This window comes from Dactylosporangium sp. CA-139066 (genome assembly GCF_050936175.1).
GTDB lineage: Bacteria > Actinomycetota > Actinomycetes > Mycobacteriales > Micromonosporaceae > Dactylosporangium.
In genome coordinates this window covers 8,605,852-8,632,354 of the sequence record NZ_JBNJNH010000001.1, presented here as the reverse complement: position 1 = coordinate 8,632,354, position 26,503 = coordinate 8,605,852, and the positions used below count along the sequence as shown (strand labels likewise).

The window sequence follows — 26,503 nt, the reverse complement described above, 5'->3', positions numbered from 1 at the left end:
AGCGGTGCAGGACTTCGACGAACTGCTCGCCGGCCGGCCGCTCGTGGCCATCCTCCGCAGCGTCCCCGCGCCCCGGGCGAGCCAGCCACACCTGCCGGGCGTGGCCACCGCGTCCGAGGTCCATCACGCCCTCAACGCCGGCTGCCGCTGGCTCAAGGCGTTCCCGGCCGGTTCGCTCGGCCCCGGCTGGCTGCCCGAGATGCGCGGCCCGTTCCCCGAGGCCCGCTTCGTACCCATGGGCGGCATCGACGCCGGCAACGCCCGCGCCTACCTGGCCGCGGGCGCCGCCGCCCTGGGCGTGGGCAGTGCCGTGACCCACGAGGACACCCTCGCCGTGCTGCTGGCGGTCCTGGCCGCCACCTGACGCTCCCGCCCCGGCCCTCGCATACCGCACGACGACACTGCGCCGCGTCCCGGCGCCCGGTGCGGCCGTGGCCGGCGCGGCTGATGGCGAGCGGCCGCGCTGAATGGCGGCGTCGCGGCGCAACAGGTGCGACTGAGGCGGGGTGGCACGGTGCGAGCGGGCGTTGCGACGGGCGCGATCACAGCGAATGGCGCGGGCGGCGGGTGGTCGTGCGGCGCGGCGGCCTCGCGGCGCAACAGATGCGGGCAGCGCGGGCGGTGCGAGCAGCGCGGGCGGTGCGAGGCGGCGCAAGGCGGCGCGGGCGGTGCGAGGCGGCGCAAGGCGGCGCGGGCGGTGCAAGGCGGTGCGGGCGGTGCGGGCGGTGCGGGCGGTGCACGGCGGTGCGACCGGCCGGGCGGGCGAAACGGGCGCGGGCGGCGAGCCCAGGGGACGGACGGCCGCGCTGGCCGCCGTGCCCCCGGGCTCGCCGGGGCGTGCGTGCGTAACGGCGTCAGCCGATGTGGACCGGGACGTTGTCGCCGGACTGCGCCGCCGAGCGGTCGCCGCTGTTGTTGCGCACCATCAGCACCACCACCGCGGTCGCCACGGCCAGCAGGACCGCGCTGGCGGTGAAGGCCACGTTGTACCCGTGGATGGCGGCGTGGGCCTGCAGGATCTGCTGGCCCGCGGCGCCGCCCGGGGCGGCCTCGCGCGCGTGGTCGGTCACGTAGCCGGTCACGGCCGTGGTGAAGATGGTGTTGAGCAGGGCCGTGCCGAGCGAGCCGCCGACCTGCTGCGTGGTGTTCACCATGGCGCTGGCGACGCCGGCGTCGTGGTTGGCCACGCCCTGCAGGGCGAGGCTGCTCAGCGGGACGAAGACCAGGCCCATGCCGAAGCTCATCGCGATGAACGACGGGAGGATGGCCGTCACGTACGACGAGTCGAGGTCCAAGCGCGTCAGCCAGACCATCGACGCGGTGGCGAGCAGGCCGCCGATCGCCATGAGGACCTTCGGGCCGGTGCGCGGCAGCAGGCGCGAGGCGACGATCGCGGCGGCGATGATGCCGCCGGAGAACGGCATGTAGGCCACGCCGCTCTTCATGGCCGACCAGCCGAGGGTCTGCTGCAGGTAGAACGTCATGAACAGGAACATGCCGAGCATGCCCGCGCCGAGCAGGATCGAGACCAGGTAGGACGCGCCCCGGTTGCGATCGAACAGCACGCGCAGCGGCAGCAGCGGGTGCGCGGTGCGCGCCTCCCACACGAGGAACGCGCCGAGCAGCACGACCGCCGAGGCGAGCCACGAGATGGTGACGCCCGAGCCCCAGCCGTCGGTGGCGGCCTTGGTGAACCCGTACACCAGGGCGACCTGGCCGGCCGTGGCGAGGACCGCGCCCGGGATGTCGTAGCGGGTGTCGCCGGTGGCCTTGCTCTCCTTCACGACCGCAATGGCCGCGGCGAACGCGAGGATCGCGATCGGGATGTTGACCAGCAGGCACCAGCGCCAGTCCGCATACTCGGTCAGCACGCCGCCGGCCAGCAGACCGATGGCCGCGCCGCCGCCGGAGATGCCGCCGAAGACGCCGAACGCCTTCGCCCGCTCCCGGGCCTCGGTGAACGTGACCGTGATGAGCGACAGGGCGGCCGGGGCGAGCAGCGCGCCGAAGAGGCCCTGCAGGCCGCGGGCGGCGAACAGGGTGCCCGCGTTGACCGCGGCGCCGCCCAGCGCCGAGGCGCCGGCGAAGCCGAGCAGGCCGATGAGGAACGTCCGCTTGCGGCCGAAGTAGTCGGCGATGCGCCCGCCGAGCAGCAGCAGGCCGCCGAAGGTGAGCGTGTAGGCGGTGACGATCCACTGCCGGTCGGCGGTGGAGATGTCCAGCGCCTGCTGCGCCGACGGCAGCGCGATGTTCACGATCGTGGCGTCGAGCACCACCATGAGCTGCGCGATCGCGATGACCGCGAGGGCCAGCCAGCGCCTGGGATCGGGAGGAACCGAAGATGATGATGTAACGGATATGTCGGGAGCAACGACAGCGTCGTTCGCCATGTAAGCCAGCCTCCAAGGCAAGGGGAACCCTCGGTCCGCACACTACGGACGGGGTACGACACTTTTTCTGACTCGCACGGGTGCGAGGAGGTGACAGCGCCTCAGCACTGCCTGAGGATCGGCAGCAGGACACCGTCGACGAGCCGCGTGACGAACGCCTCGTCCAGCGGCCCGCTCTGCCACATGCGCCGGCTCGTGACCATGGCGTGCAGCACCTCGTGGAGCAGGTCGGCGCGGGTGCCCTCGGGCACCTCCCCGCGTTGCGCCGCCCGCGTGAGCATCGACTCGTACATTCCGTGCTTGGTCTCGTACGCGCAGCGGTACATGACCTCGGCCAGTTCCGCGTTGTGCGTCGCCGCGGTCAGCAGGCCGGTGAAGACCGCCCCGTCCTCGCCGCTGGCCGCCGCGCACACGGTGCTCAGCTGCGCGAGCAGGTCGCCGCGCAGCGATCCGGTGTCGGGGGGCTCCATCGCCCCGCCGTAGCGGTGTTCGATCGCCTCCATCACCAGCTCCGGCTTGCTGGGCCAGCCCCGGTAGATGGTCGCCTTGCTGGCGCGGGCCCGCGCCGCCACGGCGTCCATCGTCATCCGGTCGTAGCCCACCTCACCGAGCAGCTCGAACACGGCGTCACAGATCGCCGCGCGCCGGTCGGACTTGGTCGACACCCCCACGAGAGCGACCGTAGCGCGAAACGAAACCGTTTCGTACACCCTCGGGTGTGAACGCGGCCACACCGTAACTTTCACGTCCTTTACCAGGTCCGACGCGCGCAAACGCGAGGAACCTTGACGCTGCGAAACGCCACCGCGCACGGTGACCGGGCCAGTACGCCCCAACACCCGTCATAGAGGAGCACCAGGATGAGGCGGAAACTCGCCATCGTCTCGATCGCCGCCGTCGCGGCAACCGGCGGCGCCATAGCCGTCATCCAGCCGGCATTCGCCGCCACCGGCTGCAGCGTGAAGTACACCGTCACCAACCAGTGGCCCGGTGGCTTCGGCGCCAACGTGGAGATCACCAACACGGGCGACGCGCTGACCAGTTGGAGCCTCGGCTGGGACTTCGTCGCCGGCCAGGGCATCCAGCAGATGTGGCAGGCGCTGCCGACCGTGTCGGGCCTGCACGTCACCGCCAAGAACGAGAGCTACAACGGGTCGGTCCCGTCCGGCGGCAAGGTCGCGTTCGGGTTCAACGGCTCGTGGACCACCGCCAACCCGGTCCCGACCGCGTTCACCCTCAACGGCACGGCCTGCAACGGCGGCACGACGACCAACCAGGCCCCGACGGTGAGCATCACCAGCCCGGCCTCCGGCGCGTCGTTCACCGCACCGGCGACGGTCAACATCGCCGCGAACGCCGCCGACGCCGACGGCTCGGTGGCCAAGGTCGAGTTCTACAACGGCTCGACGCTGCTGGGCACCGACACCACGGCCCCGTACAGCTTCGCCTGGTCCGGCGTCGCGGCCGGCAGCTACTCGCTGACCGCCAAGGCGTACGACAACGCGGGCCTGTCGACCGCCAGCACCGCGGTGCCGATCACGGTCACCACCGGCGGCGGCAACGGCGCCCCGAGCGTCGCGCTGACCAGCCCGACCGCCGGCTCGACGTTCACCGCCCCGGCGACCATCGCGCTGGCCGCCACCGCTTCGGACTCCGACGGTACGGTGACGAAGGTCGACTTCTACAACGGCACCACGCTGCTGGGCACCGACACCACGGCGCCCTACACGTACTCGTGGACCAACGTCGCGGCGGGCAACTACACCGTCTCGGCGAAGGCGACCGACAACTCGGGCAACACCACGAGCACCAGCGGCACCGCGATCACGGTGACCACCGGCGGCGGCACCGACCCGACCCACGTGGACAACCCGTACGTCGGCTCCAAGGGCTACATCAACCCGGACTGGTCGTCGAAGGCGGCCGCCGAGCCGGGCGGCAGCCGGGTCGCGAACAACTCGACCGCCATCTGGATCGACCGCGTCGCCGCGATCGCCGGCGCCAACGGCGCCATGGGCGTCCGGGCGCACCTCGACGCCGCGCTCGCCCAGGTGTCGGGCGGCACGCCGGTCACCGTCGAGTTTGTGATCTACGACCTGCCGAACCGGGACTGCGCCGCGCTGGCGTCCAACGGCGAGTTCAAGGTCTCCGAGAACGGACTGGCGCGGTACAAGAGCGAGTACATCGACGTGATCGCCCCGATCATGACGGACCCGAAGTACAACTCGCTGCGCATCGTCAACGTGGTCGAGGACGACTCGCTGCCGAACCTGGTCACCAACCTGAGCATCCCGGCGTGTGCCGAGGCCAACAGCAGTGGCGCCTACGTGCAGGGCATCCAGTACGCCCTGAACAAGCTGCACCGCGGCAACATCTACAACTACCTCGACATCGGCCACCACGCGTGGCTCGGCTGGGACTCGAACTTCGGCCCCGCCGTCACGCTGCTGACCAACACCGTGAAGGGCACCACCGCCGGCCTCGCCAGCGTGGACGGCTTCATCAGCAACACGGCGAACTACTCGTCGCTGACCGAGCCGTACTTCACGATCAACACCCAGGTCGGCGGCCAGTCGATCCGGCAGTCGAAGTGGGTCGACTGGAACATGTACGTCGACGAGCTCAGCTTCACCCAGGCGTTCCGCAACGCCCTGATCACGGCGGGCTTCCCGTCGACGCTGGGCATGCTCATCGACACCTCGCGCAACGGCTGGGGCGGCTCGGCCCGGCCCGCCGGCCCGAGCACGTCGACGGACGTCAACACCTTCGTCAACAACAGCCGCATCGACCGGCGCATCCACGCCGGCAACTGGTGCAACCAGAGCGGTGCCGGCATCGGTGAGCGCCCGCGGGCCACGCCCGCGACGGGCATCGACGCCTACGTGTGGATCAAGCCGCCGGGCGAGTCCGACGGCTCGAGCCAGGCGGTCGTCAACGACCAGGGCAAGGGCTTCGACCGGATGTGCGACCCGACGTACACCGGCAACAGCCTCAACGGCAACAACATGACCGGCGCGCTGCCCAACTCGCCGCTGGCCGGTGCGTGGTTCTCCGCGCAGTTCCAGCAGCTCATGACGAACGCGTACCCGGCCCTGTAACAAGTTGCACTGCACGGAGCGGGTCCCGGCGGTACTGCCGGGGCCCGCTTCGCCATATCGTCAGGGGCATGACAGAGCTGTCGACCGAGCGGCGCATGTGGTCGCTCTTCGAGCCCGTGCACGGCGTCACCTACTTCGCACCGCAGGCGCTGCGGGCGTTCGAGGAGGCGGGGCTGCGCGGCTTCTGGCGCGGGTACTTCGCCGGCCGCTGCGCCCCGCTCGGCGCCGTCGCCGCCGGGCCGGTCATCGGCGCCTTCTACGGCTTCGCCCCCGCCATGGTCCACCGGGCCCTGCCCGACGTGTGGACGCGGATCACCCCCGAGGCGGCCCTGGCGGCGCGCCTGGCCGGGGCGCGCCGGGTGCTGGAGGTCGCCACCGCGGGCCTGCCCGGCCTCGAGGAGGCCGCCGGCCTGCTGCGCACCGCCGCGCAGGCCACCGAGCCGCACGGCCGCGTGCTCGGCGCCGCCAACGCGGCGCTGCCGTGGCCCGACGAGCCGCTGGACGTACTGTGGCAGGCCTCGACGATCCTGCGGGAGCACCGCGGCGACGGGCACATCGCGGCGCTGCTCGTCGAGGGCCTCGACGGCTGCGAGTCGATGGTCTGGCGCGACGCCTTCACCGGCGGCGCCGCGCGCGCGACCGCGCAGCCGGCCCGGGGCTGGACCGACGAGGAGTGGGACGCCGCCCGCGGGCGGCTGCACCAGCGCGGCTACCTCGACGGCGAGGGCTCGCCCACCGAGAAGTCGCAGTGGGCGTACCGGACGATCGAGGAGACCACCGACCAGCTCGCCGCCGGGCCGTGGCAGGCGCTCGGCCCGGAGGCGACCGAGCGCTGCGCCGCGCTGCTCACCCCGATCGCCACACGGATGGCCGAGCAGCTCGCGAAGTTCTATCCCGTGTGGCTCCAGCTGCCTACGCCAGCTCGGGATGCTTCTTGAGGTAGGCCGCGATGAACGGGCACTGCGCCACGATGTGCAGGCCCCGCTCCTTGGCCAGGGTCAGGGCGCCGTTGGCGAGCTTGCTGCCGACGCCCTTGCCCTCGTACTGCGGCTGCACCTCGGTGTGGGTGAAGACGATCCGGTCGTCGTGGATGCGGTAGTACGCCGCGCCCGCGCGCTCGCCGTCGACGGCGATCTCGAACCGGTTCTCCTCGGCGTTGTCAACGACCTGGAAGTCCACTCAGGACGCCTCTCCCCGAACGTCCGCGTGCGCCGCGGGGATGCTGCCGAGCCGGCCGGCCTGGTAGTCCTCGAACGCCTGCATGACCTCGGCCTTGGTGTTCATGACGAACGGACCATACGCCACGACGGGCTCGCGGATGGGCCGTCCGCCGAGGAACAGCACGTCCATCGTGGGGTGGCGCGGGTCCTGCTTGGCGTCGGCGGTCACGGTGATCGTGTCGCCCTCGCCGAACACGGCCAGCTGCCCCAGCTCGACCGGCCGCCCCTTCGGCCCGACGGTGCCCTTGCCCGCGAGGGTGTAGGCCAGCGCGTTGAAGTCCTTGCGCCACGGCAGCGTCAGCGACGCCCCCGGCGAGATCGTCGCGTGCACGAGGGTGATCGGCGTGTAGGTGATGCCGGGCCCGGCGTGCCCGTCGAGCTCGCCGGCGATCACCCGCAGCAGTGACCCGCCGTCGGGCGAGGTGAGCAGCGCGACCTGCCCGCCGCGGATGTCCTGGTAGCGCGGCGCGGCGAGCTTGTCGGCCTTCGGCAGGTTCACCCACAGCTGGAAGCCGTGGAACAGCCCGCCGCTGACGACGAGGTGCTCGGGCGGCGTCTCGATGTGCAGGATGCCGGAGCCGGCGGTCATCCACTGCGTGTCGCCGTTGGTGATCGTGCCGCCGCCACCGTTGGAGTCGTGGTGCACGAACTCGCCGTCGATGATGTAGGTGACCGTCTCGAACCCGCGGTGCGGGTGCCACGGGGTGCCCTTGGGCTCACCCGGCGCGTACTCCACCTCGCCCATCTGGTCCATGTGGATGAACGGGTCGAGCGCTCGCAGGTCGACGCCGGCGAAGGCGCGCCGGACGGGGAAGCCCTCGCCCTCGTACCCCTTCGGCGCCGTCGTCAGGGAGACGACGGCCCGGGGCCGGGCCGCGACGGGGTCGGGCGTGGCCACGCGCGGCAGCGCAAGAACGTTGTCGACGGTGATCGCAGGCATGAGACGCCTCCAGTGGTGCGGTGCCGGATGTTCCTTGACGCCTGCCACAACAGTACTTGCGAAGCAAGTATTCCGCAAGTCAACAATCACCCTATGAAGCGGCCCCGGACGGCGCGAGATGCGATGTGCCGAGCTCAGCGGGGCGGCGCGGTGCTCCCGCGCACGATGAGCTCGGTCGGCAGGCACAGGTGCTCGGCCGGGGCCGGGGTGTCCGCCCGCGCCGCCTCGATCGCCTGCGTGAGCGCCGCCGCGGCCGCGTGGCCCTTGGCGTGGATGTCCTGGCGCACCGTGGTCAGCGGCGGCCGCAGCCGGGCCGAGCCGGGGCTGTCGTCGAACCCGACCACGGACAGATCCTCGGGCACGGCCAGCCCGGCGTCGACGGCCGCGGAGATCACGCCCTGGGCCATCGCGTCGGAGAAGCACAGGATCGCGGTCGGCGGCTCGTCGGCGGCCAGGAGCAGCCGGGCCGCCTGGTACCCGGCCTCGGGATGCCCGTGCGGCTGCCGCGCGATGGCGGGCGTGATGCCGGCCGGGGTGAGCGCGTCGAGCCAGCCGGCGAGCCGCTGCGAGCCGACGAAGCCGTCGATCATGTCGTCGGGGTGCACGACGCCGTGGCGGCCGCGCACGCCGGCGGTGACGATGCCGATCCGGCGGTGGCCGAGGCCGACGAGGTGCTCCGCCGCGGCCCGGGCACCGTCGCGGTCGGCGACGTTGACCGCGGGCACGCCGTCGGCCGGGACCTGGTCGATGAAGACGAGCGGCATCTTGCGGCGCAGCAGCCACTCCACGGCGGTGGACTCGGGGTCGCAGGAGTACACCAGGGCGCCGTCCATGGCCACGTCGCGCGCGGGCACGACGGAGCCGGCGGTGTCGGTGCTCAGCAGCGTCAGGCCGAGCCCGGTCGGCGCGAGCTCGTCGGCGATCGCGCCGAGGAACGTGGTCGCGACCTCGTCGGCGAACGCCCCGCTGAGCGACTCGGTGAGCAGGATGCCCACGGCCCCGGTGGTGCCCCGGGCCAGCGCCCGGGCGGCGGGGTCGGGCCCGACGTAGCCGAGCTCGTCGGCGATCGCGAGGATGCGGTCGCGCAGGGTGGGCGAGAGCTGGTCCGGCCGGGAGAACGCGTTGGAGACCGTCATGCGGCTCACCCCGACCCGGTCGGCGATCGTCTGCAGGGTCACCCTCCCCACGGCAATGCCTCCCACGCTCGTCGTCCTCCCTTCCCGTGACCTTAACCCGCGTGCCGTATGGAAGCGCGCGACGGGGCCGCCACGTGGCGGCCCCGTCGCGGATCGCGTGATGGTCAGCGGGCCAGGCGCGAGTGCCGGCCCGGTGCGGGCGAGACCGCTTCGGCGGCGCGGCGCAGCGTCGCGGCCAGGGCCGTGCGGGTGCGGTACGCCCGCGGCGGGCGCACCGGGACTTCGTACTCGACCACCGGGGCGCCGGGCAGGGCGCTGGCGTACTCGAACGTCTCGCCGTTGAACGTGGGGCCGAACGACTCCGAGAGGGCGGACTGGGACACGACCATCGCGAACGGGAACGTGCTCATCGGGATCTCCTCCAACTGTACCGGTACAGGTTGCCTATACCGGTACAGTAGACCGGCCGGGCTGTACCGGTCAAGAGAATATCGGCGACGCGACGGTGTTAGCGACGTCTCACCACGAACAGGGCGACCAGGCCGGCCAGCACGACGGCGCCGCCGGTGTACCAGACCCAGGACGAGCCGCCGCCCGACGGCGCCGGGGCGGCGGCGGTCGTCGCGGGTGCGGGCGGCGGGGCGCAGGTCTTCTCGTCCGGTGCCGCGCTCGCGCCGGCCGCGGCCACGTGGATCACGCCCTCGCAGCGGCCGATGGCGGGGGTGCCCATGTCCGCCACGACCGTCCAGTCGCCGGGGGCGAGGGTTCCGGAGTACGTCAATGCGTCGCCGTTGCGCTTCAGCGGCGCGGGGCCGACCCGCTGGCCGGTCGCCGAGGTCGCGAGCATCGTCATGCCGACCGGCTCGGTGACCGGGTGGCCGTCCTGCCACGCGACCGTCAGCCAGACCGAGCCCTGGCCGTCGCCGTGCAGGGTGAGGATCACGCCGCCGTGGGCCTCGGCGTCGTCGGCGAAGCCGAAGACCGCGATGGCGACCGCGACCAGCGAAGCCGCCAGCGTGGCGGCGATGCGGCGGAACGCGGGCGAGCGACCCGGCGACCGCGAGGTGGTGCGCGACCGGCGCCACAGTAGCGCCGAGGGGCTGTAGCGCAGCGCCGCGTGCTGCCACGGCGACAAATCGGGCGAAACTGAACCGGACACATCAACCTCCAGAGGAGGAAGGGGAACTGCGGGCCGAAACCCGGCGTGAGGGAGTAAACACGCTGCGGCCCGGCGCCACAAGAAGTGGTGCCGGGCCGCGGCGGTGGGTCGGTCGGGTCACGCCTTCTGCGGGACCCAGCTCTGGTACTTCGCGCCGCTGGCCTTCTGCAGCACCAGCAGGCGGCTGCCGAAGTACTCGTTGTTGCTCACGCCGGCCACGAGGCCCGCGGGGGAGGTGAGCGACACGCCGTACTGCGTCGGCTGGACGTTCCAGTGCAGCGCCGTGGCGCAGTCGGTCTGGACCAGCGTGGCGCCGGCGGCGTCCTTGTTGCCGGCCGTGCTCAGGCACTCGTTGGTGGCCTTCGAGCGCACGAGGTAGTCGGTGCCGGCCGCCTCGAGCTTCCACTGCTGGTTCGCGCCGTTGTGGCGGTTGTACATGATGATCGGCGTGCCGGCCGCGCTGCGGGCGCCGAACACGTCGGCCACCCCGCCGGTCAGGCTGTTGCCGAAGACCATCCAGGCGCCGGCCGACGGGCTGGCCGCGGCGGTCGTGTGCACCTTCACCGTGTTGGTCCACTGGGTCACCGCGCTGCCCTGCACCAGGGAGACGCCGATCTGGTAGTCGGTGTCGGGGCGCATGCCGACGATGCGGACGTTGGTGGCGCCGACCCGGCCGATGACCCGGTTGTCGAGCACGACCGCGTAGCGGCTGCCGTTGCCGGCGGAGTCCCACGACAGGCGCACCGAGGTCGCGTCGACCGCGCCGGTGCGCAGCTCCTTCAGGCCGCCCGTGGTCTTGGTCGGGGTGGGCGTCGGGGCCGGCGACGAGGTGGTCTTCGACGGCGACGGCGACGGCGTCGGGGGCTTCGGCGACGGCGACGAGGTCGTCTTCGACGGCGACGGCGCCGGCGGTTTCGGCGACGCGGAGGTCGGCGTCGGCGTGGGCGTCGTGCCGCCGCCACCACCGGAGCCGGAGCCGGCGATCAGGAACTGGTTGTTGGCCACGTTCCAGTTGGTCGCGAGGTAGCTGCCCGGGCTCGGGTTGGTGTTGTAGTAGTCGTCGTGGTTGCAGTCGAGCCGGTTCTCGCCGTTCTTGTCCGCGCACTTGACGGAGGTCTTGAGGCCGCCCGAGTCGTTGTAGCACATGATGTCGTACTCATCGAGGCAGTGCCCGGCCTTGCTCGAGTTCGGCGCGTTGTTGTTCACGGCGCCGAGGTTGTGGCCGAGCTCGTGGGCGGCGACGCTGGCCGCCCAGCAGCCGGAGTCGCTGCGGCCGTAGCCGGGACCGCCGTTGGAGCGGTTGTTCACCCCGGGCTGGGTGTCACCGGCGAAGGTGCCGATGCCGCAGTACACCTTCGAGTCCCCGAAGATCATGTACTTGCGGTCGGTGCGGTTGTACCCCAGCGCCTTGAGCCCGTTGATCGTGGCGTCGAAGGTGTCGAGCCCGCCGGCCGGCAGCTCGACCTCGCGCACGTCGACCTTGCAGTCGGCGGTCGTCACGAAGCGCACGTGCCGCTCGCCGCCGGTCTCCTGGGCGCTGGCGTTGTAGATGGTGTCGACCCCGGCCGACCAGGTGCGGAACGACTCGAGGTACTTGGCGAACTGGCTGGCCGTGTTGGCGTCGCGCACGTAGAGAACCTGCACGCGCTTGCCGGTCACGCCGTCGCCGTCGCAGGCGACGCCGCTGGAGCCCATGGTCACCGCGGCGACCCCGTCGGCCGTCTCGGCGAGCACCGAGAAGCCGCCGTCGGCGCCCTCGGCCACGTTGCTGTCGGCCAGCACCGTCTGCTCGCCCGGCGCGGCCGCGGCATCGGTGTCCGGCACCGACTGCTGCGTCGCGCCGGCGATCGGCGCGGCGACGGACTTCACGCTCAGCCCCGGGGGCGGGGCGTCGGGCCCGTGGCTGCACTGGTCGCGCTCGGTGAGCTCGTAGCCGCCGACGCAGGGGGCGCCCTTCTTGGCCGGCTTCAGCCCGGTGTACACCAGGCCCAGGTCGGGATTGTCGGCCGGCACCTGGCTGATGGCCATCGGACCGCGCTCCGGGAACAGGTCCTGGTATGCGCCCGGTCCGGCGATCGCCGCGCCGGCGCCGAGCACGACGACCCCGAGGGCCATCACGATCCGGCGGGTGCGCCTTGACTTCTGGGGTCGCGCTTGCACGCTGAAGTCCTCCGAGGGGAAGAGGCGCGCGGCGGGGACCGGCACAGGGCAGAGGTACCGGTCCCCGCCGCGCGCAGGACGCCGGCCTTCGAGGGTGGCAAGGCGGGTGAGTGCCGGGCGTCCACGTGGGAACGCGCTGACCATAGCCATGCGCCAGGTGCCCGATCCAGCCGAAACGGCCTAGTTAAGGCATATCTAAACCAAACTTGCGCCCGCCATATGTACGACGGTCTTCCTGTGCGTCCGGCCAGCGCGAACACCGTTCGCCCACCGCCACGGACACCGTCACCCGCGGCGGCGCGGACGCCTTTCGTGCGGCGGCGCCCACGCTGTTCGCGCGGTGGCGGTGCGGCGGCGCGGGCGCCGTTCGCGCGGCGGCGCACGCTGTTCGCGCGGTGGCGGTGCGGCGGCGCGGGCGCTGTTCGCGCGGGTGGCGGTGCGGCGTCCGCGGGCTCGGCGGGGCGGGCCGCCGAGCCGCTACGACTTGCGCCAGCGCGAGCGGCGTTCCGAGGGCTCCCGCGACAGCCGCCCCACCAGCCAGCGGCTCGGCGGCGGCTCCTCCTTGGGCGCGGGATCGGCGTCGGCCATGACGATGACGATGGATGCGCCGCCGAGGGCGCCGGTGCCGATGTTCACGGTCCCGTTGCCGGCCACCGCGACCCGCCGCACGATGTCCAGGCCCAGGCCCGTCGAGCCCTGCTGGCTCTCGCCGCGCTGCATCGCCAGCTCCGGGTCGGGGATGCCGGGGCCGCCGTCCTCGACCCGCAGTACCACATAACCGTCCTCGCGGCGGGTGACCGCCACCTCGAACGGCACCCCCTGCGGCGTGTAGCGGATGACGTTGCCGATGAGGGCGTCCAGCGCCGCGGCCAGCTCGCTCTTGGGGACCGTCACCGGGGCGGGGGCGTCGACGCCGATCGCCTTGCAGTCGCGCTCCTGGTCGCCGGCGACCGCCGACCAGAACATCATCCGGTCCCGAACGACCTCGGCGACGTCGCAGCCCTCCTCGCCCGTGGACGCGGCGGCGCCGTCGGCCCGCTCGCCGTTGTCGGGGGTGGGGGAGTGGGCGTCGATGGGCTCGCGCATGGCCCGGATCAGCTTGTCGATCTCGACCTCGAGGGCGGCGATCGCGTCGCGGATGCGCTCGGCGTCCTGGGAGTCGTCGAGGGTCTCGGCGTCCAGGCGCAGCGCGGTCAGCGGGGTGCGCAGGCGGTGCGACAGGTCGGCGACCAGCTCGCGCTCGTTGGACAGCAGCGCCATGATGCGGTCGGCCATGACGTTGAGCGCGAAGCTCGCCTCGGCCAGCTCCGCCGGGCCCTGCGGGTCGATGCGCACGTCGAGGTAGCCCTCGCTGAGCGCGCCGGCCGCGCCGGCCAGCTGCCGGGCCGAGATGATGATCTTCGCGGCGAGGCGGTCGGCGACCCAGACCGAGGCGATGACGAGGCCGAGCGCGACCGCGCCGAGCGCCCACCACGCCCCGGCGACGCCGTTCTCCAGCTCGGAGGTCGGGATGAAGACCTCGACCACGGCGGTGCGCCCGGAGCCGAGGTCGACCGGCTCCAGGTACGACTCGCCGCCGGGCACCTCGGCGATGACCGGCGCCGCCTGGTCGGCCGCGTGCGCCAGGTCGCCGGCGGCGGCGTGGCCGGTGCCGATCTCGGTGCCGTCGTCGCCGAGGTTGTGCACGGCGACGCGGGTCACCGCCGGGCCGCCGGTGCTCGCGATCGCCCGCTCGATGCTCAGCGGGTCGGTGGTCACGGTGAGGACCGCCACGACCACGGCGGTCTGGCGTTCCGCGTCGGCGAGCGCGCGCTCCCGGGCGAGCTGCTGGACGACGAGTCCCAGTGGGATCAGAAAGGCGAGCGCCACCATCGTGGTGACCGCCGCCGAGACGTAGGCGAGGGTGCGCCTCAGTCCGGGGCGGCGAACCTGAAGCCCACGCCCCGCACGGTGTGCAGGTATCTGGGCGCTGACGCGCTCTCGCCAAGTTTGCGGCGTAGCCAGTACAGATGCACGTCGATCGTCTGGTCCTCGCCCACTGAGGGTTGCCGCCATACCTCCTCCAACAGCTCACGGCGTGAGACCACCCGGCCGGGCCGGGCGGCGAGGTACGCCAGCAGGTCGAACTCCTTGCGGGTCAGGGTCAGCGGCTCGCCGTGCAGGTATGCCTGCCGCTGGCCGATGTCCACCCGCAAGCCTCCCACCTCGATGGCGGTGGGTTCCTCGCGGCTCGCCCGTCCCGTGCGGCGCAGCACGGAGGTCATCCGGGCGTCCAGGTGGGCCGAGGTGAACGGCTTGATCATGTAGTCGTCGGCGCCGGCCTTCAGCAGCCGCACGATCTCCGCCTCGTCGTCGCGGGCGGTCGCGATGATGATCGGCGTGTCGGCGATGCCGCGCAGCATGCGCAGCGCGTCCGCGCCGTCCAGGTCGGGCAGGCCGAGGTCGAGCACGACGAGGTCGGGCGTCTCCGCGGCGAAGCGCCGCAGCGCCTCCAGCGCGGTGCCGACCGCGTGCACCGTGTGACCACGGTCGGTCAGGGAGCGCAGCAGGGCGCCCCGCACGACGTGGTCGTCCTCAACCAGCAGCACCGTGGCCATGCGAAGAAGGTACTGCCTATGGCAAGTGGGGGTCCCGGCGGTCGATGGACGTATCCGACATGTCCGTTCTTTCGTCAGCGGTCATCGCTCGTTCGCCGCACCTTCCACGCGTTCGGCCGGCGGTCCGGCCCCGGCTCCGACGCCGGCCCGGCCACCACGGTCACCTGGCAGATCGCCACGACCCGGCTTCGCGCCGGTCGTGCCGTCAAGGTCGACGCGGGGGGTGTCGCGCCGGCGGCTCTAGGCCACGTGCTCGGGGCGCAGCCCCACGCCGATGAGCCGGGCCGGGATCGCGCCCAGCGCCGGGTAGCGGTCCAGCAGGCGCACCGGCAGCGGCGGGCGCATCGGCCGGCCGCTCAGCGCCGGCGCGAGCACCCCGCGCTGGAAGGCCCGCTGGATGAGCTGCGTCCCGGCGGTCGGCAGGCTCCGGCGCCGCTGCACGGAGGCGAGCTCGCCCTGCGTCGGCGCCCGGCCCCGCTCAAACGCCGCGACGATGACCCGGGCGGCGGCGACGGCATCCTGGATGGCCAGGTTGATGCCGACGCCGCCGACCGGGGACATCGCGTGCGCGGCGTCGCCGATGAGCAGCGCGCCCGGAACGTGCCAGCGGTAGAGGCGGTCCATGCGCACCGTCAGCGTCTGCACCTGGTCCCAGTCGCGGATCTCGGCGACCCGGTCGGCGAGGTACGGCACGCTCTCGGCCAGCGCGGCCCGGAACGCGGGCAGGCCGGCCGCGCGGATCTGCTCGTCGCCGCCCTTGAGGACCACCCAGCCCATCTGCCAGTACTCGCCGCGGTCGATGCCGAAGAACAGCCGGCCCTCGTCGGCCCGCCCGGCCATGCCCTCCGGGTCGCCGGGCTCGCGCGGCAGGCGGAACCACAGGATGTCGATCGGCGCCCCGTACTCCTTGCTGCGCAGGCCGAGCTCCCGCCGTACCGTCGAGTTGCGCCCGTCGCAGGCGACCGTGAGCGGCGCCTCCACCTCGAGCGTCCCGTCCGGCGTCATCGCCGTCACCCCGGCCACCCGGCGGTCGCTGCGGTTCACCGACACCACCTCGGCGTTGCGGTGCAGGGTGAACTCCCCGTGCGTCGCCAGCAGCTCCAGGAAGTCCCACTGCGGCAGCATCATCACATACGGGTGGGTGGCGCGCAGCCGCGCGAAGTCGACCGGCCGGAACGTGCCGCCCGCGTAGGTGATCTGCAGCTGGCGCACCACCCGGTGCGGCAGCGCGGCGAGCTCCTCGCCCAGGCCGAGCTCGTCCATGAGCTGCAGCGTCGAGGGGTGCACCGTGTCGCCGCGGAAGTCGCGCAGGAACGAGCCGTGCTTCTCCAGCACGACGGCGTCGACGCCGCGCCGGCCCAGGATCAGCGCCAGGACCAGCCCGGCCGGCCCACCGCCCACGATGCACACGTCGGCCTTGACCTTCACGGTTCAGCCCTCCAACAGCCGTCCGATCACCTGCAGGGCCTGCTCCACGTCGGGTTCGCCGTCGGCGATGGCATCCGCGTACAGGAAGCTCTCCCCGATCCGGACGAGGACAAACGCCAGGGTCCGCACGTCCAGCCGCGGGGCGAACGCGCCGGCCTCGATCTCCTCCGTGAGCAGCCCCTCCAGGTGGTCTACCACGCGCCGCTGCACGACGCCGCGTTTGGACGTGAGAATCCGCAGCGCCGCCTCGGGCTCGGCGGCCAGGAAGTGGCGCAGCGACGGCTGGTCCCACACGGCGTTGAGGAAGTGGCCGATGACCGCGACGATCCGCTCGGGCCCGCGCAGGCCATCGGCGTGGCGGACGGCGCGCTCCAGGTTGCGGTCGGTGAGGTACCACAGCACGTGCCCGAGCACCTCGTCGCGCGAGCCGGCGCGGCGGTACAGGGTGGCCCGCCCGATGCCCAGCTCGGCCGCCAGGGAGCGCATGTCGACGCGCTGCTGGGCGAGGAACCGCTTCAGCGCCGCGTCGAACACCTCATCCGGCGGCATGCAGCGGCTCGGCGTACAGCGTCGCGGGGTCGGTGTTGCCGCCGCACAGCACGACCACCACGGTGCCCGGGTCGTCGATCAGGTCCAGCCCCGCGAACGCGGCCGCGGCGCCGTGCTCGACGGCGATGCGGTGCTCGTGCCACAGCCGGCGCCGGGCCTCGACGATCGCCTCGTCGCTCACCAGCCGGCTCTGCACGCCGTGGCGCACCGCCAGCCCGAACGCGATCTCCCCGGCCCGCCGCGCGCCGAGCGAGTCGCCGGCGACGCTGTCGACCGGCACGTCCACCGGCGCCCCGGCGGCCAGCGCGGCGTGCAGGGTCGGCGCCCCGGCCGGCTCGACGGCGACGACCCGCGCCCGGTCGCCCACCGCGGCCGCGATGCCGGCCACGAGCCCGCCGCCGCCGACCGCGACGAGCACGGTGTCGGCCGGCGGCAGCTCCAGGCCCACGGTCCCCTGCCCGGCGACGATCTCCGGCTGGTCGTAGGCGTGCACGCACAGCGCACCGGTCTGCGCGGCCCGCACCGCCGACGCGGCCGACGCCTCCGCGTACTCCCGGCCGGCCTGGTGCACCTGCGCGCCGTACTCGCGCAGCTTCGCCACCTTCGTCGGCGGCGCCCCCACCGGCACGAACACCTCGGCCCGTACCCCGAGCCGGGCCGCCGCGTACGCCACGCCGAGCCCCGCGTTGCCGCCGGACGCCACCACCACGCCCGCGTCGGGCAGCCGCCCGGCCTCGGCCGCGGCGAGGATGCGGTTGAACGCCCCGCGCGCCTTGAACGACCCGCTGTGCTGCAGCAGCTCGAGCTTGAACCACAGCCCCGGGCGCACCTCGTACGACGGGGTGCGCCGGACGTAACCGCCGATGCGGGCCGCCGCGGCCTCGATGTCTGTCCTGTCCACCACGCGATCACCCTAGTCCGGCCCCGTGGCGCCCCTCGCCCTGCGCGAACCGCCCCGCCCCGTCGCGCGCCCCGGCGGCGAGCGAGCGCAGCCCGTAGGCGAACTCGATCTGCATGGCTTCGCCGAGCCCTTCGTAGAGGGCGAGCCGGTCGTTGCGCAGGCACTCCTGCGGCAGCGCGGCCAGCTGCGCCGCGAGCTCCTCGGCGGCCGCCCGCGCGGTCCCGGCGGGCACGACCCGGTCGGCGAGCCCGATGCGGTGCGCCTCGGCGGCGTCGACGGCCCGGCCGGTGAGAATGAGGTCGAGGGCCCGCCCGGCGCCGATGAGCCGCGGCAGGCGCACGGTGCCGCCGTCGATCAGCGGCACGCCCCAGCGCCGGCAGAACACGCCGAACACCGCGTCCTCCTCCACGACCCGCAGGTCGCACCAGATCGCCAGCTCCAGGCCGCCGGCGACGGCGTGCCCGGACACGGCCGCGATCACCGGCTTCGACAGCCGCATCCGGGTCGGCCCGAGCGGCCCGTCGCCGTCCGCCTCGACCCGGTTGCCCCGCCCGGCGGCGACCGCCTTGAGGTCGGCGCCGGAGCAGAACGTGCCGCCCGCGCCCCACAGCACGGCGACGGCGGCGCCAGGGTCGGCGTCGAAGTCCCGGAACGCGGCGGCGAGCGCCTCGGCGGTCGGCCGGTCCACGGCGTTGCGGGTCTCGGGCCGGTCCAGCACCACGGTCCACACGGCGTCGCGCCGCTCCACACGCACGGTCATGCGGGCTAGTGTCGGTCATATGGCGCAGGCACAGTTCCAGCGGGAGACCTCGCCGCGCGGTGAGTATCGTCCGCCAGCCCAACCGCTTCACCGGCCGGGCGACCGCCGAGTCCGACTCGGCACCCGGTGAGGGCCCCGATGCGCAGGGCCGCCGGCCCCTGGAGGCCGGCCGCTACCGGCTGATCTGGTCGCGGGCCCGCCGGTCAGGCCACGCCGGCGGATCCGCCGGGCCAGCAGCACGAACAGGCCGAGGATCACCGCCGGCGCCACCAGGAAGGACACCACAAAGCCTTTATACCCGGCTCGGGTCCGTGCAACGCACGACCGTTCCTCCCGCGAGGAATCCCGGCGTCCGTCGTGCCAAGGACGCCTAGCGGCGCGAGTACCGGCGGCGCCGGTAGCTGCCCCAGCGGCCCGACGTCCAGGCGCCCGCGCCCGCCAGGTGCAGGGCGATGCACAGGAAGCCGGCCAGGCTCAGCGTCCCGACGTCGAGGATCGGGCCGGTGTTGGCGCCGAGCAGGTCGATCAGAAGTGCGACCGCGAACAGGATCGCGGCGATCACAGCGAACACGACAGCCTCCAGGGGTCACACGCCGAAGCGTTGACGGGTGTCTACCCAGCGGCCCGGAAAGCTAATCGATGCCCAGCAGCGCCCGCAGGCCGTCGCGCCCCGCCGGGGTGACCTTCACGGCCCGGCTCGAGCCGATGCGCACCACCCAGCGCTGCGCCATGAACCGCTCGCACAGCCGCGCCCCGGCCAGCCCCGCCAGGTGCGCCCGGCGCTCGGTCCAGTCGAGGCATCCGCGGGCCAGCGGCCGCCGCGCCTGCAGCGCCGCCGCGTCGATCCCGGCCTCGCCGGTCAGCCACGCCAGCCCGGCCTCGGTGAGCGCGAACCCGCCCCGCTGGTCGATCAGCCCCCGCGCGGTCATCGCGTCCGCGACCGCCACGCCGAGCTCCCCGGCGAGGTGGTCATAGCAGGTGCGCCCCCGCTTCATTGCCGCGTCGGCCGTCGCCTGCCGCAGCCCGCGCACGGGCGCGCGGCGGGGTTCCAGGTGCGCGGAGAGGTCCTCGACGAGGTGCGCGACGCCGGCGTCGGCGAGGCGCACGTACCGGTGCCGCCCCTGCCGCTCCTCGGCGAGCAGCCCGCCGCCGATCAGCCGGTCGAGGTGCTCGCTCGCCGTGGACTTCGCGACGCCCGTGTGCGCGGCCAGCTCCCCGGCCGTCCACGCCCGGCCGTCGAGCAGCGCCAGGCACATCGCCGCCCGCGTCTCGTCGGCGAGCAGGTTCGCCAGCCTCGCGAGGTCGGCCGCGTCGGTGGTCATGCCTCCATGCTGGCGCACGGACGGTTCGGCCGGCCCCGAACGTTCCCGCCCGTAGCGTCGGCGGCATGCGACCCGCCGCCGTCCTGGCCGACCCGTCCTACCTCGTGCCCGAGGCCCCGCCCGCCGCGACGGGCATCGCCTGGCTCCGCTCGGCCGTCAGCCGCTTCTGCAACGGCGCCACCCACGCCCGCCGCCGCGCCCTCGTCGAGGAGCTCCTGGCCGGCATCGACCCCGGCGAGCTGCGCGCCCCCTACGCCGGGCACCCGGTTTCGCGCCTGGCCCTGGCGCTCGGCGTGGCCGCGCCCGTCGCCGACGACGTGCGGACCGCTGCCGCGGCGTACCAGACCGGGGACGCCGCGGCCGACGAGGCCGTCGAGCGCCTCGTGGCCGCGTTCGGGGGCGCGCACGACGAGCGGACCGCCGCCCGCATCGCCCTGCTCGTCCAGGCCTGCGACGCCACCGCCGCGCTGGTCGAGCGCGCCCGCGCCCGCCCCGTCGACGAGGTCCTGCGCGACGACCCGCCGGTGCCGGCGACCCGCCGCGTCGCGCCGGACGGCGAGGTGGTGCTCGTGTCGCTGGAGGGCGCCCCGTTCGGCGCCGGCCCGCGCGCCTGCCCCGGCCGCGAACACGCCCTCGCGCTCGTCGCGGGCGCCTTGCGGTGAACGGGTTCCGGCCTCGCGCTTGTGGCGGGCGCGGTGAGCGGGCTCCGGTCTCGCGCTTTTTGGTGTGCGCCTTGCGGTGAACGGGTTCCGGCCTCGCGCTTGTGGCGGGCGCGGTGAGCGGGCTCCGGTCTCGCGCTTTTTGGTGTGCGCCTTGCGGTGAACGGCGTTCCGGCCGCCGCGACGGTCTCGGGCTTGTGGTGTGCGCGCCCTGCGGTCAACGGCGTTGCGGCCGCCGGCGCGGTGCGCCGCCGCGACCCGCTCCCTGGCGGGCGGCCCGGCTACCGGGACGTCAACGGCTGACTGCTGGCCCGGCGGACCAGCACCGCCGCGGCCGGCTCGATGCGCGGCGCCGCGTCGTCGCCGTGCGGGTCGAGGGCGAGGGACATCGCGCGGGCGCCCATCTCGGTCAGCGGCAGCCGCACGGTGCTCAGCGCCGGCGTCACGTCGCGCGCGATCGGCATGTCGTCGAAGCCGATGACGGAGATCCGCCCGGGCACGTCGATCCCCCGCTCGCGCAGGGCGTTGAGCGCGCCGACGGCCATCGAGTCGTTGAGCGCGACGATCGCGGTCAGGTCGGGGGAGGCGTCCAGCAGCGCCGCGGTCGCCTCGGCGCCGCCCTCGCGGTCGAAGCCGGCGTACGCGATGCGCCGCGCGGGCAGCGTCCGGCCGGCCTCGCGGGCGGCGCGGCGCAGCCCGGCCAGCCGGTCCGTGGTCGTCGTCAGCACCCGCGGCCCGGCGATCACCCCGACCTTGCGGTGCCCGCCGCCGAACAGCTCGGCGCCGGCCAGGTAGCCGCCCTCCTCGTTCGCCGGCATGACCGCGTCGCCGGGCAGCTCGTGCCGGCCGATGACGCTGACCCGGCCGCCGGTGCGCGTGTACGCGGCGAGCTTGCCCTTGAGCGCCTTCGTGAACGCCGCGTCGTGGTAGCCCGAGCCGGCCAGCACGATCGCCGCGACCTGCTGGGCGCGCAGCAGCTCCACGTACTCCAGCTCGCGCGCCGGGTCGCGGTAGCTGTTGCAGATGATGACGAGCCGCCCGTGCGCGGTCGCCACCTGCTGCAGCCCGCGGGTGATCTCGGCGAAGTACGGGTCGGAGACGTCGTGCACGATGACCCCGACCGCGGTGCGCTGGGCCCGGGCCAGCAGCTGGGCGTGGGCGTTGGGCACGTACTGCAGCTCGTCGACGGCCCGCAGCACCCGCGCCCGCAGCTCGTCGGTGACCAGCTTCGTGCTCCCGCTGATGATGCGGGAGGCGGTGGCCGGTGACACGCCCGCGCGGCGGGCGACATCGGCGAGCGTCGCCATCGCAGACCCCCTTCGTTGTTGACCCGCGCTCAGCGTACCGGCTAGCCTCAGGAAAGCGGTTTCCTGAATTCGAGGTGTTGCCATGAGCTTCCACCTGCCCGGGGCGATCGGGGTGTCGCGGCTGTCGGTGTACGACACCACCGCGCCCGACGGACTGCACGGCGGTACGCCCCACATGCACCTGACGTGCTCGGAGGGGTACGTGGTCACCGCCGGCGCCGGCCACGTGCAGACGCTGTCCGGGGACGGCTACCGCGAGACGCCCCTGCGCCCCGGGACGGTCGCCTGGTTCCGCCCGGGCACCATCCACCGGCTCGTCAACGAGGGCGGCCTGCAGATCGTCGTGCTCATGCAGAACAGCGGCCTGCCGGAGGCCGGCGACGCCGTGCTGACGCTGCCCGAGCCCTACTGGTCCGACCACGACGCCTACCGCGCGGCCGTGACGCTGCCCGGCGGGCCCGACCTCGCGCCGGCGTACCGCCGCCGCGACCTGGCCGTCACGGGCTTCCTGGCCCTGCGCGAGGCCGGCCCGGCCGCGTTCGCCGAGTTCTGCCGCTTCGCCGCCCGGCTCGTCGCCCCGCGCCTGGCCGAGTGGCGCCGCCGCTGGGAGACCGGCGCGCTCGACGCCGCGCTGGAGACCGGCCGCCAGCTCGACGCCCTGGACAAGACCGACACTTCGTATCTGGCCAACGGGGGAGTGTCGGTGCTGCCCGAGCCCACCGAGTCGGCCAAGCACGGCATGTGCGGCCTGCTCGAGACCTATATCCCCCGAGGAGACATGTGAACCGCGTTCCGATCGGCATCGTCCTCAACGGCGTGACCGGCCGCATGGGGTACCGCCAGCACCTGGTCCGCTCGCTGCTGGCCATCCGGGAGGAGGGAGGCCTGCCGGCGGCCGACGGCCGCCGCGTCTGGCCCGAGCCGATCCTGGTCGGCCGCAACCCGGCCAAGCTGCAGGAGATCGCCGAGCGCCACGGCCTGACCGAGTGGACCACGGACCTGGACGCGGCCCTGGCCCGCGACGACGTCCAGATCTACTTCGACGCCCAGGTGACGCAGCAGCGCGAGAAGGCCATCCGCGCCGCGATCGAGGCCGGCAAGCACGTCTACACCGAGAAGCCCCTGGCCGACGACACCGCGGCCGCGGTCGACCTCTACCGCGCGGCCCGCGCCGCCGGCGTCAAGCACGGCGTGGTCCAGGACAAGCTGTTCCTCCCCGGCCTGCGCAAGCTCGCCCGCCTGGTCGAGGGCGGCTTCTTCGGCCGCATCCTGTCGGTCCGCGGCGAGTTCGGCTACTGGGTCTTCGAGGGCGACTGGCAGCCCGCCCAGCGCCCGTCGTGGAACTACCGCGCGGCCGATGGCGGCGGCATCGTCGTGGACATGTTCCCGCACTGGCAGTACGTCCTGGAGCGCATCTTCGCCCCGGTCCGCTCGGTCCAGGCCACGATCGCCACCCACATCCCGCAGCGGGTCGACGAGTCCGGCGCCCCCTACGAGGCCACCGCCGACGACGCCGCGTACGGCACGTTCGAGCTGGAGGGCGGCGCCATCGCCCAGATCAACTCGAGCTGGGCCGTGCGCGTGTACCGCGACGAGCTCGTCGAGTTCCAGGTCGACGGCACCCACGGCAGCGCCGTCGCGGGCCTGCGCGAGTGCCACATCCAGCACCGCGGCTCGACCCCGAAGCCCGTCTGGAACCCGGACCTGCCGGCCACGGAGCGCTTCCGCGAGCAGTGGCAGCGCGTCCCCGACAACGAGCCGTTCGACAACGGCTTCAAGGTGCAGTGGGAGCGCTTCCTGCACCACGTGGTCGACGGCACCGAGTTCCCGTGGGACTTCGCGGCCGGCGCCCGCGGCGTCCAGCTGGCCGAGCTGGGCCTGGAGTCGGCGCGCACGGGCCGCCGCATCGAGATCCCGGCGCTGGACCTGTAGTGCTCCGCCCCGGCCGGCTCGGGCTGGGGCGCACTACCGCCCCGCGCCTTTCCCGCCGCGGCGTCGGTCTGCGTCGAACGCGTTGTCGACGGCCGGCCGGCACCCGTTGCTCGGGCGCCGGCCGTGAACCTGACGTCGGCACCGATCTCGCGGGCCAGGTGGAATCCATCTTCGTCGCCCGGGCGGGAACCGCTCTCACGGTCGGAACCTCCACGTCGCCCGGACGGAACGGTTCTTGAGGGGGCGGGGCCTTACGTCGCCCAGACGGAACGTTGGCCGGGCGGGAACGGTGCTTGAGGGGCGAGCCGCGATCCGATATGTCCGCCACTTCGTGACGGACATATCGGATTTATCGGTTATGTGCGCGTTGCGTGGTCGGCGCCGGTCTGGGGGTACGACATCCAAGAAATGCGAATCGGAGGAGCAATGGGCGACCTGTCCCGGTTCTCGCTGAACCAGGCGACCACCAAGCGTTGGCCGATGGAGGACACCGTCGCGGGCTGCGCCGCGGCCGGCGTGCCGGGGATCGGGCTCTGGCGCGACCAGGTCGACACGTACGGCGTCGAGCGCACCGCGGCGCTCGTGCGCGCGGCCGGGCTCGAGGTCACGACGCTGTGCCGCGGCGGGTTCTTCACCGCCGGCGACTGGCGCGACGACAACCGCCGGGCGATCGACGAGGCCGCCGCGCTCGGGGCGCCCGTGCTCGTGCTCGTCAGCGGCGGCCTGCCGGCCGGCAGCCGCGACCTCGACGGGGCGCGGCGGCGCATCGCGGACGCGATCGGGGAGCTCGTACCGTACGCGCGCGCGGCCGGCGTCCGGCTCGCGATCGAGCCGCTGCATCCGATGTTCGCGTCCGATCGTTGCGCCGTCGTCACGCTCGGCAACGCGCTCGACATCGCCGAGGAGCATGCGGCGCAGGACGTCGGGGTGGCCGTCGACACGTACCACATCTGGTGGGACGACCAGGTCTGGGCGCAGCTGGCCCGGGCCGGGGCCGGCGGGCGGATCGCGTGCTTCCAGGTCGCGGACTGGATCACGCCGCTGCCGGCCGGCGTGCTGCTCGGGCGCGGCCTGCCCGGCGAGGGCTGCATCGAGCTGCGCCGCTTCCGGGAGGCCGTCGACGCGACCGGCTACGACGGGCCGATCGAGGTCGAGGTGTTTCACGAGGACGTCTGGTCACGTCCCGGTGGGGACGTGCTGACCGAGACCCTGCAGCGGTACCTCGACCACGTCGTCTGACGACGCCCGGGCTCAGCCCGGGGCGCCGTTGACCGGCACCTGGACGGGCGCGGTCGTCTCCGTCGGCGGCGGCGTGTCGGTCGTCGGCGGGGGGTCGGTCGTCGGCGAGGTGGTGGTCGGCGCGACCGTCGTGGTCGTGACGATCGTGCTCGGCAGCGTGACCGGCGTGCCCGGGGTGGCGGGCGTGTGCGTCGCCCCCGGGGTCTGGTCGGCGTTGGTCGGGTTGCCGATCTGCGTCGGCGTGGCGCCGCCGTTGGGGTGCCCGCCGCCGCCACCCGCGGTCGCGTGCGGGCCGGGCTGCGGGGACAGGTTGGTGGTCACCTGGTCGCCGCCGGTGGTGCCGTGGTGGGAGTCGCCGCCGGGGTTGCCGCCCATGAGGTCCGAGGTGCCCTCGGCGGCGGCGAAGACCAGCGCCAGCGCCATCGGCAGCGCGATCGCCATCGACGTGACGCGACGGCGCGACATCTGCGTGGCGCCACGCAGCCAGCGCCGCTGCACCGGGACGGTGGCGGCGTCCAGGTCGTCGATGGCGAGGCCGAGCAGCAGCTGCCGGGCGTCGGGACGGTCGGCCGGGTCGCGGCTCAGCGCGGCGGCGACGAGGTCGCGCACCGGGTCGGGGATGCCGTTGAGGTCGGGGTCGCCCTCGAGGATCTTCCAGGCCCGGGCGGCCGCCTCCTCCCCGCCGTAGGGGTGGCGGCCGGTGGCGGCGAACGCGACCAGGCAGCCCCAGCCGAAGATGTCCATCGCCGCCGTGGGCTCCTCGGCCCGCAGCTGCTCGGGGGAGGCCCAGCCGAGGCTGCCGACGATGTTGCCGGTGCCCGTGATGTCGCTGGCGGCGTCGAGCGCCCGGGCGATGCCGAAGTCGATGATCCGGACGCCACCGAGCGTGACCATCAGGTTGCTGGGCTTGAGGTCGCGGTGGACCAGGCCGACGTTGTGGATCGCGGCCAGCGACGCCGCGACGCCGAGCGCGACGCTGTGCAGCATCGCCGGGTCGAGCGGGCCGTCGTCGGCGACGAGCCGGGACAGCGGAATGCCTTCGAGATACTCCGTGACGAGGTACGGCCGCTCCTCGAACACGCCCGAGTCGAGCACCCGGGCCGTGCAGAAGCCGGGCACCCGCTGCGCGGCCCGGACCTCGCCGGCGAAGCGCACCCGGAAGCGGGGGTCGCGGGCCAGGTGGGCGTGGACGAGCTTGACCGCGACGCGCGTGCCCTCCGGCGACTGCGCCAGGTAGACCGTGCCCATGCCGCCGACGCCGAGCTGGCCGAGCAGCCGGTAGTCGTCGATGCGGACGGGGTCGTTCTGCGTGAGGTCGCCGACGGAGGCGCGCCTCGCGGGCGCGGCCGAGCGCAGCGGCAGGTCCGGCGGGCCGGCCGCGCCGGCTGCGTCGTGGTTGCCTGCCTCGGTCATCGGGGTCCTTCCACGGACTTACGTTGCCGTTGTGGGGGAGTATTGCTCACGAGCAGTCTTCCCGCTCCACCGGAGGATGAAAAGACCGCGCTGGATGCAACCGTTGTGTCCGTTCGGACACCTTTGTGCGTTCCAGCCCGTCGTCGTGGCTGCCTGAACAGTAGTCCAGGAACGCCAGATCGTCCGCGCCGGAGGTCACACCTGTTATGGCACTGTTCTGGTCTCTGTCCAACGAGCGCGGCGGGCCTGAATGACGCATTCCCCCTCAACGGGGCGATCCGGGGCAATGCCCG

General features: G+C 73.6%; 25 protein-coding genes. 7 read left to right on the top strand and 18 right to left on the bottom strand.

The genetic code is table 11. The annotated features are described in order from the left end of the window. Positions 1-4: 4 nt before the first annotated feature. Positions 5-364, top strand: a complete 360-nt coding sequence (locus tag ACQEVU_RS39500; protein ID WP_433332931.1) for a hypothetical protein — start codon at positions 5-7, stop codon at positions 362-364. Between the two features lie 490 nt (positions 365-854). On the opposite strand, the gene ACQEVU_RS39495 is transcribed toward ACQEVU_RS39500, so the two are convergent. Both ACQEVU_RS39495 and ACQEVU_RS39490 read right to left on the bottom strand, forming a co-directional pair. Beyond that, a complete protein-coding gene (locus ACQEVU_RS39495) occupies positions 855-2,390 on the bottom strand; it encodes an MFS transporter (protein ID WP_433332929.1) in 1,536 nt (511 codons plus the stop codon). A 101-nt stretch (positions 2,391-2,491) separates the two neighbouring features. Then, a complete protein-coding gene (locus tag ACQEVU_RS39490; RefSeq protein WP_433332927.1) occupies positions 2,492-3,061 on the bottom strand; it encodes a TetR/AcrR family transcriptional regulator in 570 nt (189 codons plus the stop codon). A 189-nt stretch (positions 3,062-3,250) separates the two neighbouring features. Here ACQEVU_RS39490 and ACQEVU_RS39485 point away from each other — a divergent pair, with 189 nt between their 5' ends. Both ACQEVU_RS39485 and ACQEVU_RS39480 read left to right on the top strand, forming a co-directional pair. After that, positions 3,251-5,488, top strand: a complete 2,238-nt coding sequence (locus ACQEVU_RS39485) for a glycoside hydrolase family 6 protein (RefSeq protein ID WP_433332925.1) — start codon at positions 3,251-3,253, stop codon at positions 5,486-5,488. A gap of 68 nt (positions 5,489-5,556) precedes the next feature. Next, entirely contained in the window at positions 5,557-6,426 is an 870-nt protein-coding gene (locus ACQEVU_RS39480) for an SCO6745 family protein (protein ID WP_433332923.1), read from the top strand. On the opposite strand, the gene ACQEVU_RS39475 is transcribed toward ACQEVU_RS39480, so the two are convergent. The 14 genes from ACQEVU_RS39475 to ACQEVU_RS39410 form a co-directional block, all read right to left on the bottom strand. Next, complete coding sequence (locus ACQEVU_RS39475) at positions 6,401-6,667, bottom strand: GNAT family N-acetyltransferase (RefSeq protein WP_433332921.1); 267 nt, start codon at positions 6,665-6,667, stop codon at positions 6,401-6,403. The two genes, ACQEVU_RS39480 and ACQEVU_RS39475, sit on opposite strands and share 26 nt — an antisense overlap. Further along, positions 6,668-7,648 (bottom strand): pirin family protein, encoded by a 981-nt coding sequence (locus ACQEVU_RS39470; RefSeq protein WP_433332919.1) that lies wholly within the window; start codon positions 7,646-7,648, stop codon positions 6,668-6,670. 134 nt (positions 7,649-7,782) lie between these two features. Beyond that, positions 7,783-8,826 carry a LacI family DNA-binding transcriptional regulator gene (locus ACQEVU_RS39465; RefSeq protein WP_433332917.1) on the bottom strand — a complete coding sequence of 348 codons (1,044 nt, stop codon included), beginning with the start codon at positions 8,824-8,826 and terminating at the stop codon, positions 7,783-7,785. Between the two features lie 122 nt (positions 8,827-8,948). Beyond that, complete coding sequence (locus ACQEVU_RS39460) at positions 8,949-9,194, bottom strand: hypothetical protein (RefSeq protein ID WP_433332915.1); 246 nt, start codon at positions 9,192-9,194, stop codon at positions 8,949-8,951. 98 nt (positions 9,195-9,292) lie between these two features. After that, entirely contained in the window at positions 9,293-9,943 is a 651-nt protein-coding gene (locus ACQEVU_RS39455) for a hypothetical protein (protein WP_433332913.1), read from the bottom strand. Positions 9,944-10,060: 117 nt separating this feature from the next. Next, a complete protein-coding gene (locus ACQEVU_RS39450; RefSeq protein ID WP_433332911.1) occupies positions 10,061-12,103 on the bottom strand; it encodes an RICIN domain-containing protein in 2,043 nt (680 codons plus the stop codon). A 477-nt stretch (positions 12,104-12,580) separates the two neighbouring features. Next, a complete protein-coding gene (locus ACQEVU_RS39445) occupies positions 12,581-13,975 on the bottom strand; it encodes a sensor histidine kinase (protein ID WP_433332909.1) in 1,395 nt (464 codons plus the stop codon). A 38-nt stretch (positions 13,976-14,013) separates the two neighbouring features. After that, positions 14,014-14,700, bottom strand: a complete 687-nt coding sequence (locus ACQEVU_RS39440) for a response regulator transcription factor (protein ID WP_344620299.1) — start codon at positions 14,698-14,700, stop codon at positions 14,014-14,016. A 240-nt stretch (positions 14,701-14,940) separates the two neighbouring features. Continuing rightward, positions 14,941-16,128 (bottom strand): FAD-dependent oxidoreductase, encoded by a 1,188-nt coding sequence (locus ACQEVU_RS39435; protein WP_433332907.1) that lies wholly within the window; start codon positions 16,126-16,128, stop codon positions 14,941-14,943. Positions 16,129-16,131: 3 nt separating this feature from the next. Next, entirely contained in the window at positions 16,132-16,677 is a 546-nt protein-coding gene (locus ACQEVU_RS39430; protein ID WP_433332905.1) for a QsdR family transcriptional regulator, read from the bottom strand. After that, positions 16,664-17,581, bottom strand: a complete 918-nt coding sequence (locus tag ACQEVU_RS39425) for a serine/threonine dehydratase (RefSeq protein WP_433332903.1) — start codon at positions 17,579-17,581, stop codon at positions 16,664-16,666. Before ACQEVU_RS39425 ends, ACQEVU_RS39430 begins: the two co-directional genes overlap by 14 nt. A 4-nt stretch (positions 17,582-17,585) precedes the next feature. Beyond that, positions 17,586-18,338, bottom strand: a complete 753-nt coding sequence (locus ACQEVU_RS39420; protein WP_433332901.1) for a crotonase/enoyl-CoA hydratase family protein — start codon at positions 18,336-18,338, stop codon at positions 17,586-17,588. A gap of 370 nt (positions 18,339-18,708) precedes the next feature. Next, a complete protein-coding gene (locus tag ACQEVU_RS39415) occupies positions 18,709-18,909 on the bottom strand; it encodes a hypothetical protein (protein WP_433332899.1) in 201 nt (66 codons plus the stop codon). A 61-nt stretch (positions 18,910-18,970) separates the two neighbouring features. After that, positions 18,971-19,660: an ArsR/SmtB family transcription factor gene (locus ACQEVU_RS39410; protein WP_433332897.1), complete on the bottom strand. Its 690-nt coding sequence runs from the start codon at positions 19,658-19,660 to the stop codon at positions 18,971-18,973. A gap of 65 nt (positions 19,661-19,725) precedes the next feature. Between ACQEVU_RS39410 and ACQEVU_RS39405 the strand changes: the two genes are divergently transcribed. Then, a complete protein-coding gene (locus tag ACQEVU_RS39405) occupies positions 19,726-20,322 on the top strand; it encodes a hypothetical protein (protein WP_433332895.1) in 597 nt (198 codons plus the stop codon). A 278-nt stretch (positions 20,323-20,600) separates the two neighbouring features. Here the strand turns inward: ACQEVU_RS39405 and ACQEVU_RS39400 are convergent, their stop codons facing one another. Further along, positions 20,601-21,626 (bottom strand): LacI family DNA-binding transcriptional regulator, encoded by a 1,026-nt coding sequence (locus tag ACQEVU_RS39400; protein ID WP_433332893.1) that lies wholly within the window; start codon positions 21,624-21,626, stop codon positions 20,601-20,603. An 82-nt stretch (positions 21,627-21,708) separates the two neighbouring features. On the opposite strand from ACQEVU_RS39400, the gene ACQEVU_RS39395 reads away from it, so the two are divergent. The 3 genes from ACQEVU_RS39395 (at position 21,709) to ACQEVU_RS39385 (ending at position 24,797) form a co-directional block, all read left to right on the top strand. Continuing rightward, entirely contained in the window at positions 21,709-22,410 is a 702-nt protein-coding gene (locus ACQEVU_RS39395; RefSeq protein WP_433332891.1) for a cupin domain-containing protein, read from the top strand. After that, on the top strand, positions 22,407-23,558 hold the full coding sequence (locus ACQEVU_RS39390; protein WP_433332889.1) for a Gfo/Idh/MocA family protein: 1,152 nt from the start codon (positions 22,407-22,409) through the stop codon (positions 23,556-23,558). Before ACQEVU_RS39395 ends, ACQEVU_RS39390 begins: the two co-directional genes overlap by 4 nt. A gap of 426 nt (positions 23,559-23,984) precedes the next feature. Next, on the top strand, positions 23,985-24,797 hold the full coding sequence (locus ACQEVU_RS39385) for a sugar phosphate isomerase/epimerase family protein (protein WP_433332887.1): 813 nt from the start codon (positions 23,985-23,987) through the stop codon (positions 24,795-24,797). Positions 24,798-24,809: 12 nt separating this feature from the next. Here the strand turns inward: ACQEVU_RS39385 and ACQEVU_RS39380 are convergent, their stop codons facing one another. Beyond that, the gene (locus tag ACQEVU_RS39380; RefSeq protein WP_433332885.1) at positions 24,810-26,210 is read right to left on the bottom strand and encodes a serine/threonine-protein kinase; all 1,401 of its coding nucleotides are present in this window, start codon (positions 26,208-26,210) and stop codon (positions 24,810-24,812) included. Between the last annotated feature and the right edge of the window lie 293 nt (positions 26,211-26,503).

Coding starts and splice junctions, on each gene's coding strand:
- ACQEVU_RS39470 (WP_433332919.1), bottom strand. CDS start 7,648: ATGCCTGCGATCACCGTCGACAACGTTCTTGCGCTGCCGCGCGTGGCC.
- ACQEVU_RS39485 (WP_433332925.1), top strand. CDS start 3,251: ATGAGGCGGAAACTCGCCATCGTCTCGATCGCCGCCGTCGCGGCAACC.
- ACQEVU_RS39495 (WP_433332929.1), bottom strand. CDS start 2,390: ATGGCGAACGACGCTGTCGTTGCTCCCGACATATCCGTTACATCATCA.
- ACQEVU_RS39410 (WP_433332897.1), bottom strand. CDS start 19,660: ATGACCACCGACGCGGCCGACCTCGCGAGGCTGGCGAACCTGCTCGCC.
- ACQEVU_RS39395 (WP_433332891.1), top strand. CDS start 21,709: ATGAGCTTCCACCTGCCCGGGGCGATCGGGGTGTCGCGGCTGTCGGTG.
- ACQEVU_RS39385 (WP_433332887.1), top strand. CDS start 23,985: ATGGGCGACCTGTCCCGGTTCTCGCTGAACCAGGCGACCACCAAGCGT.
- ACQEVU_RS39445 (WP_433332909.1), bottom strand. CDS start 13,975: ATGGTGGCGCTCGCCTTTCTGATCCCACTGGGACTCGTCGTCCAGCAG.
- ACQEVU_RS39440 (WP_344620299.1), bottom strand. CDS start 14,700: ATGGCCACGGTGCTGCTGGTTGAGGACGACCACGTCGTGCGGGGCGCC.
- ACQEVU_RS39460 (WP_433332915.1), bottom strand. CDS start 9,194: ATGAGCACGTTCCCGTTCGCGATGGTCGTGTCCCAGTCCGCCCTCTCG.
- ACQEVU_RS39420 (WP_433332901.1), bottom strand. CDS start 18,338: ATGACCGTGCGTGTGGAGCGGCGCGACGCCGTGTGGACCGTGGTGCTG.
- ACQEVU_RS39480 (WP_433332923.1), top strand. CDS start 5,557: ATGACAGAGCTGTCGACCGAGCGGCGCATGTGGTCGCTCTTCGAGCCC.
- ACQEVU_RS39400 (WP_433332893.1), bottom strand. CDS start 21,626: ATGGCGACGCTCGCCGATGTCGCCCGCCGCGCGGGCGTGTCACCGGCC.
- ACQEVU_RS39430 (WP_433332905.1), bottom strand. CDS start 16,677: ATGCCGCCGGATGAGGTGTTCGACGCGGCGCTGAAGCGGTTCCTCGCC.
- ACQEVU_RS39380 (WP_433332885.1), bottom strand. CDS start 26,210: ATGACCGAGGCAGGCAACCACGACGCAGCCGGCGCGGCCGGCCCGCCG.
- ACQEVU_RS39405 (WP_433332895.1), top strand. CDS start 19,726: ATGCGACCCGCCGCCGTCCTGGCCGACCCGTCCTACCTCGTGCCCGAG.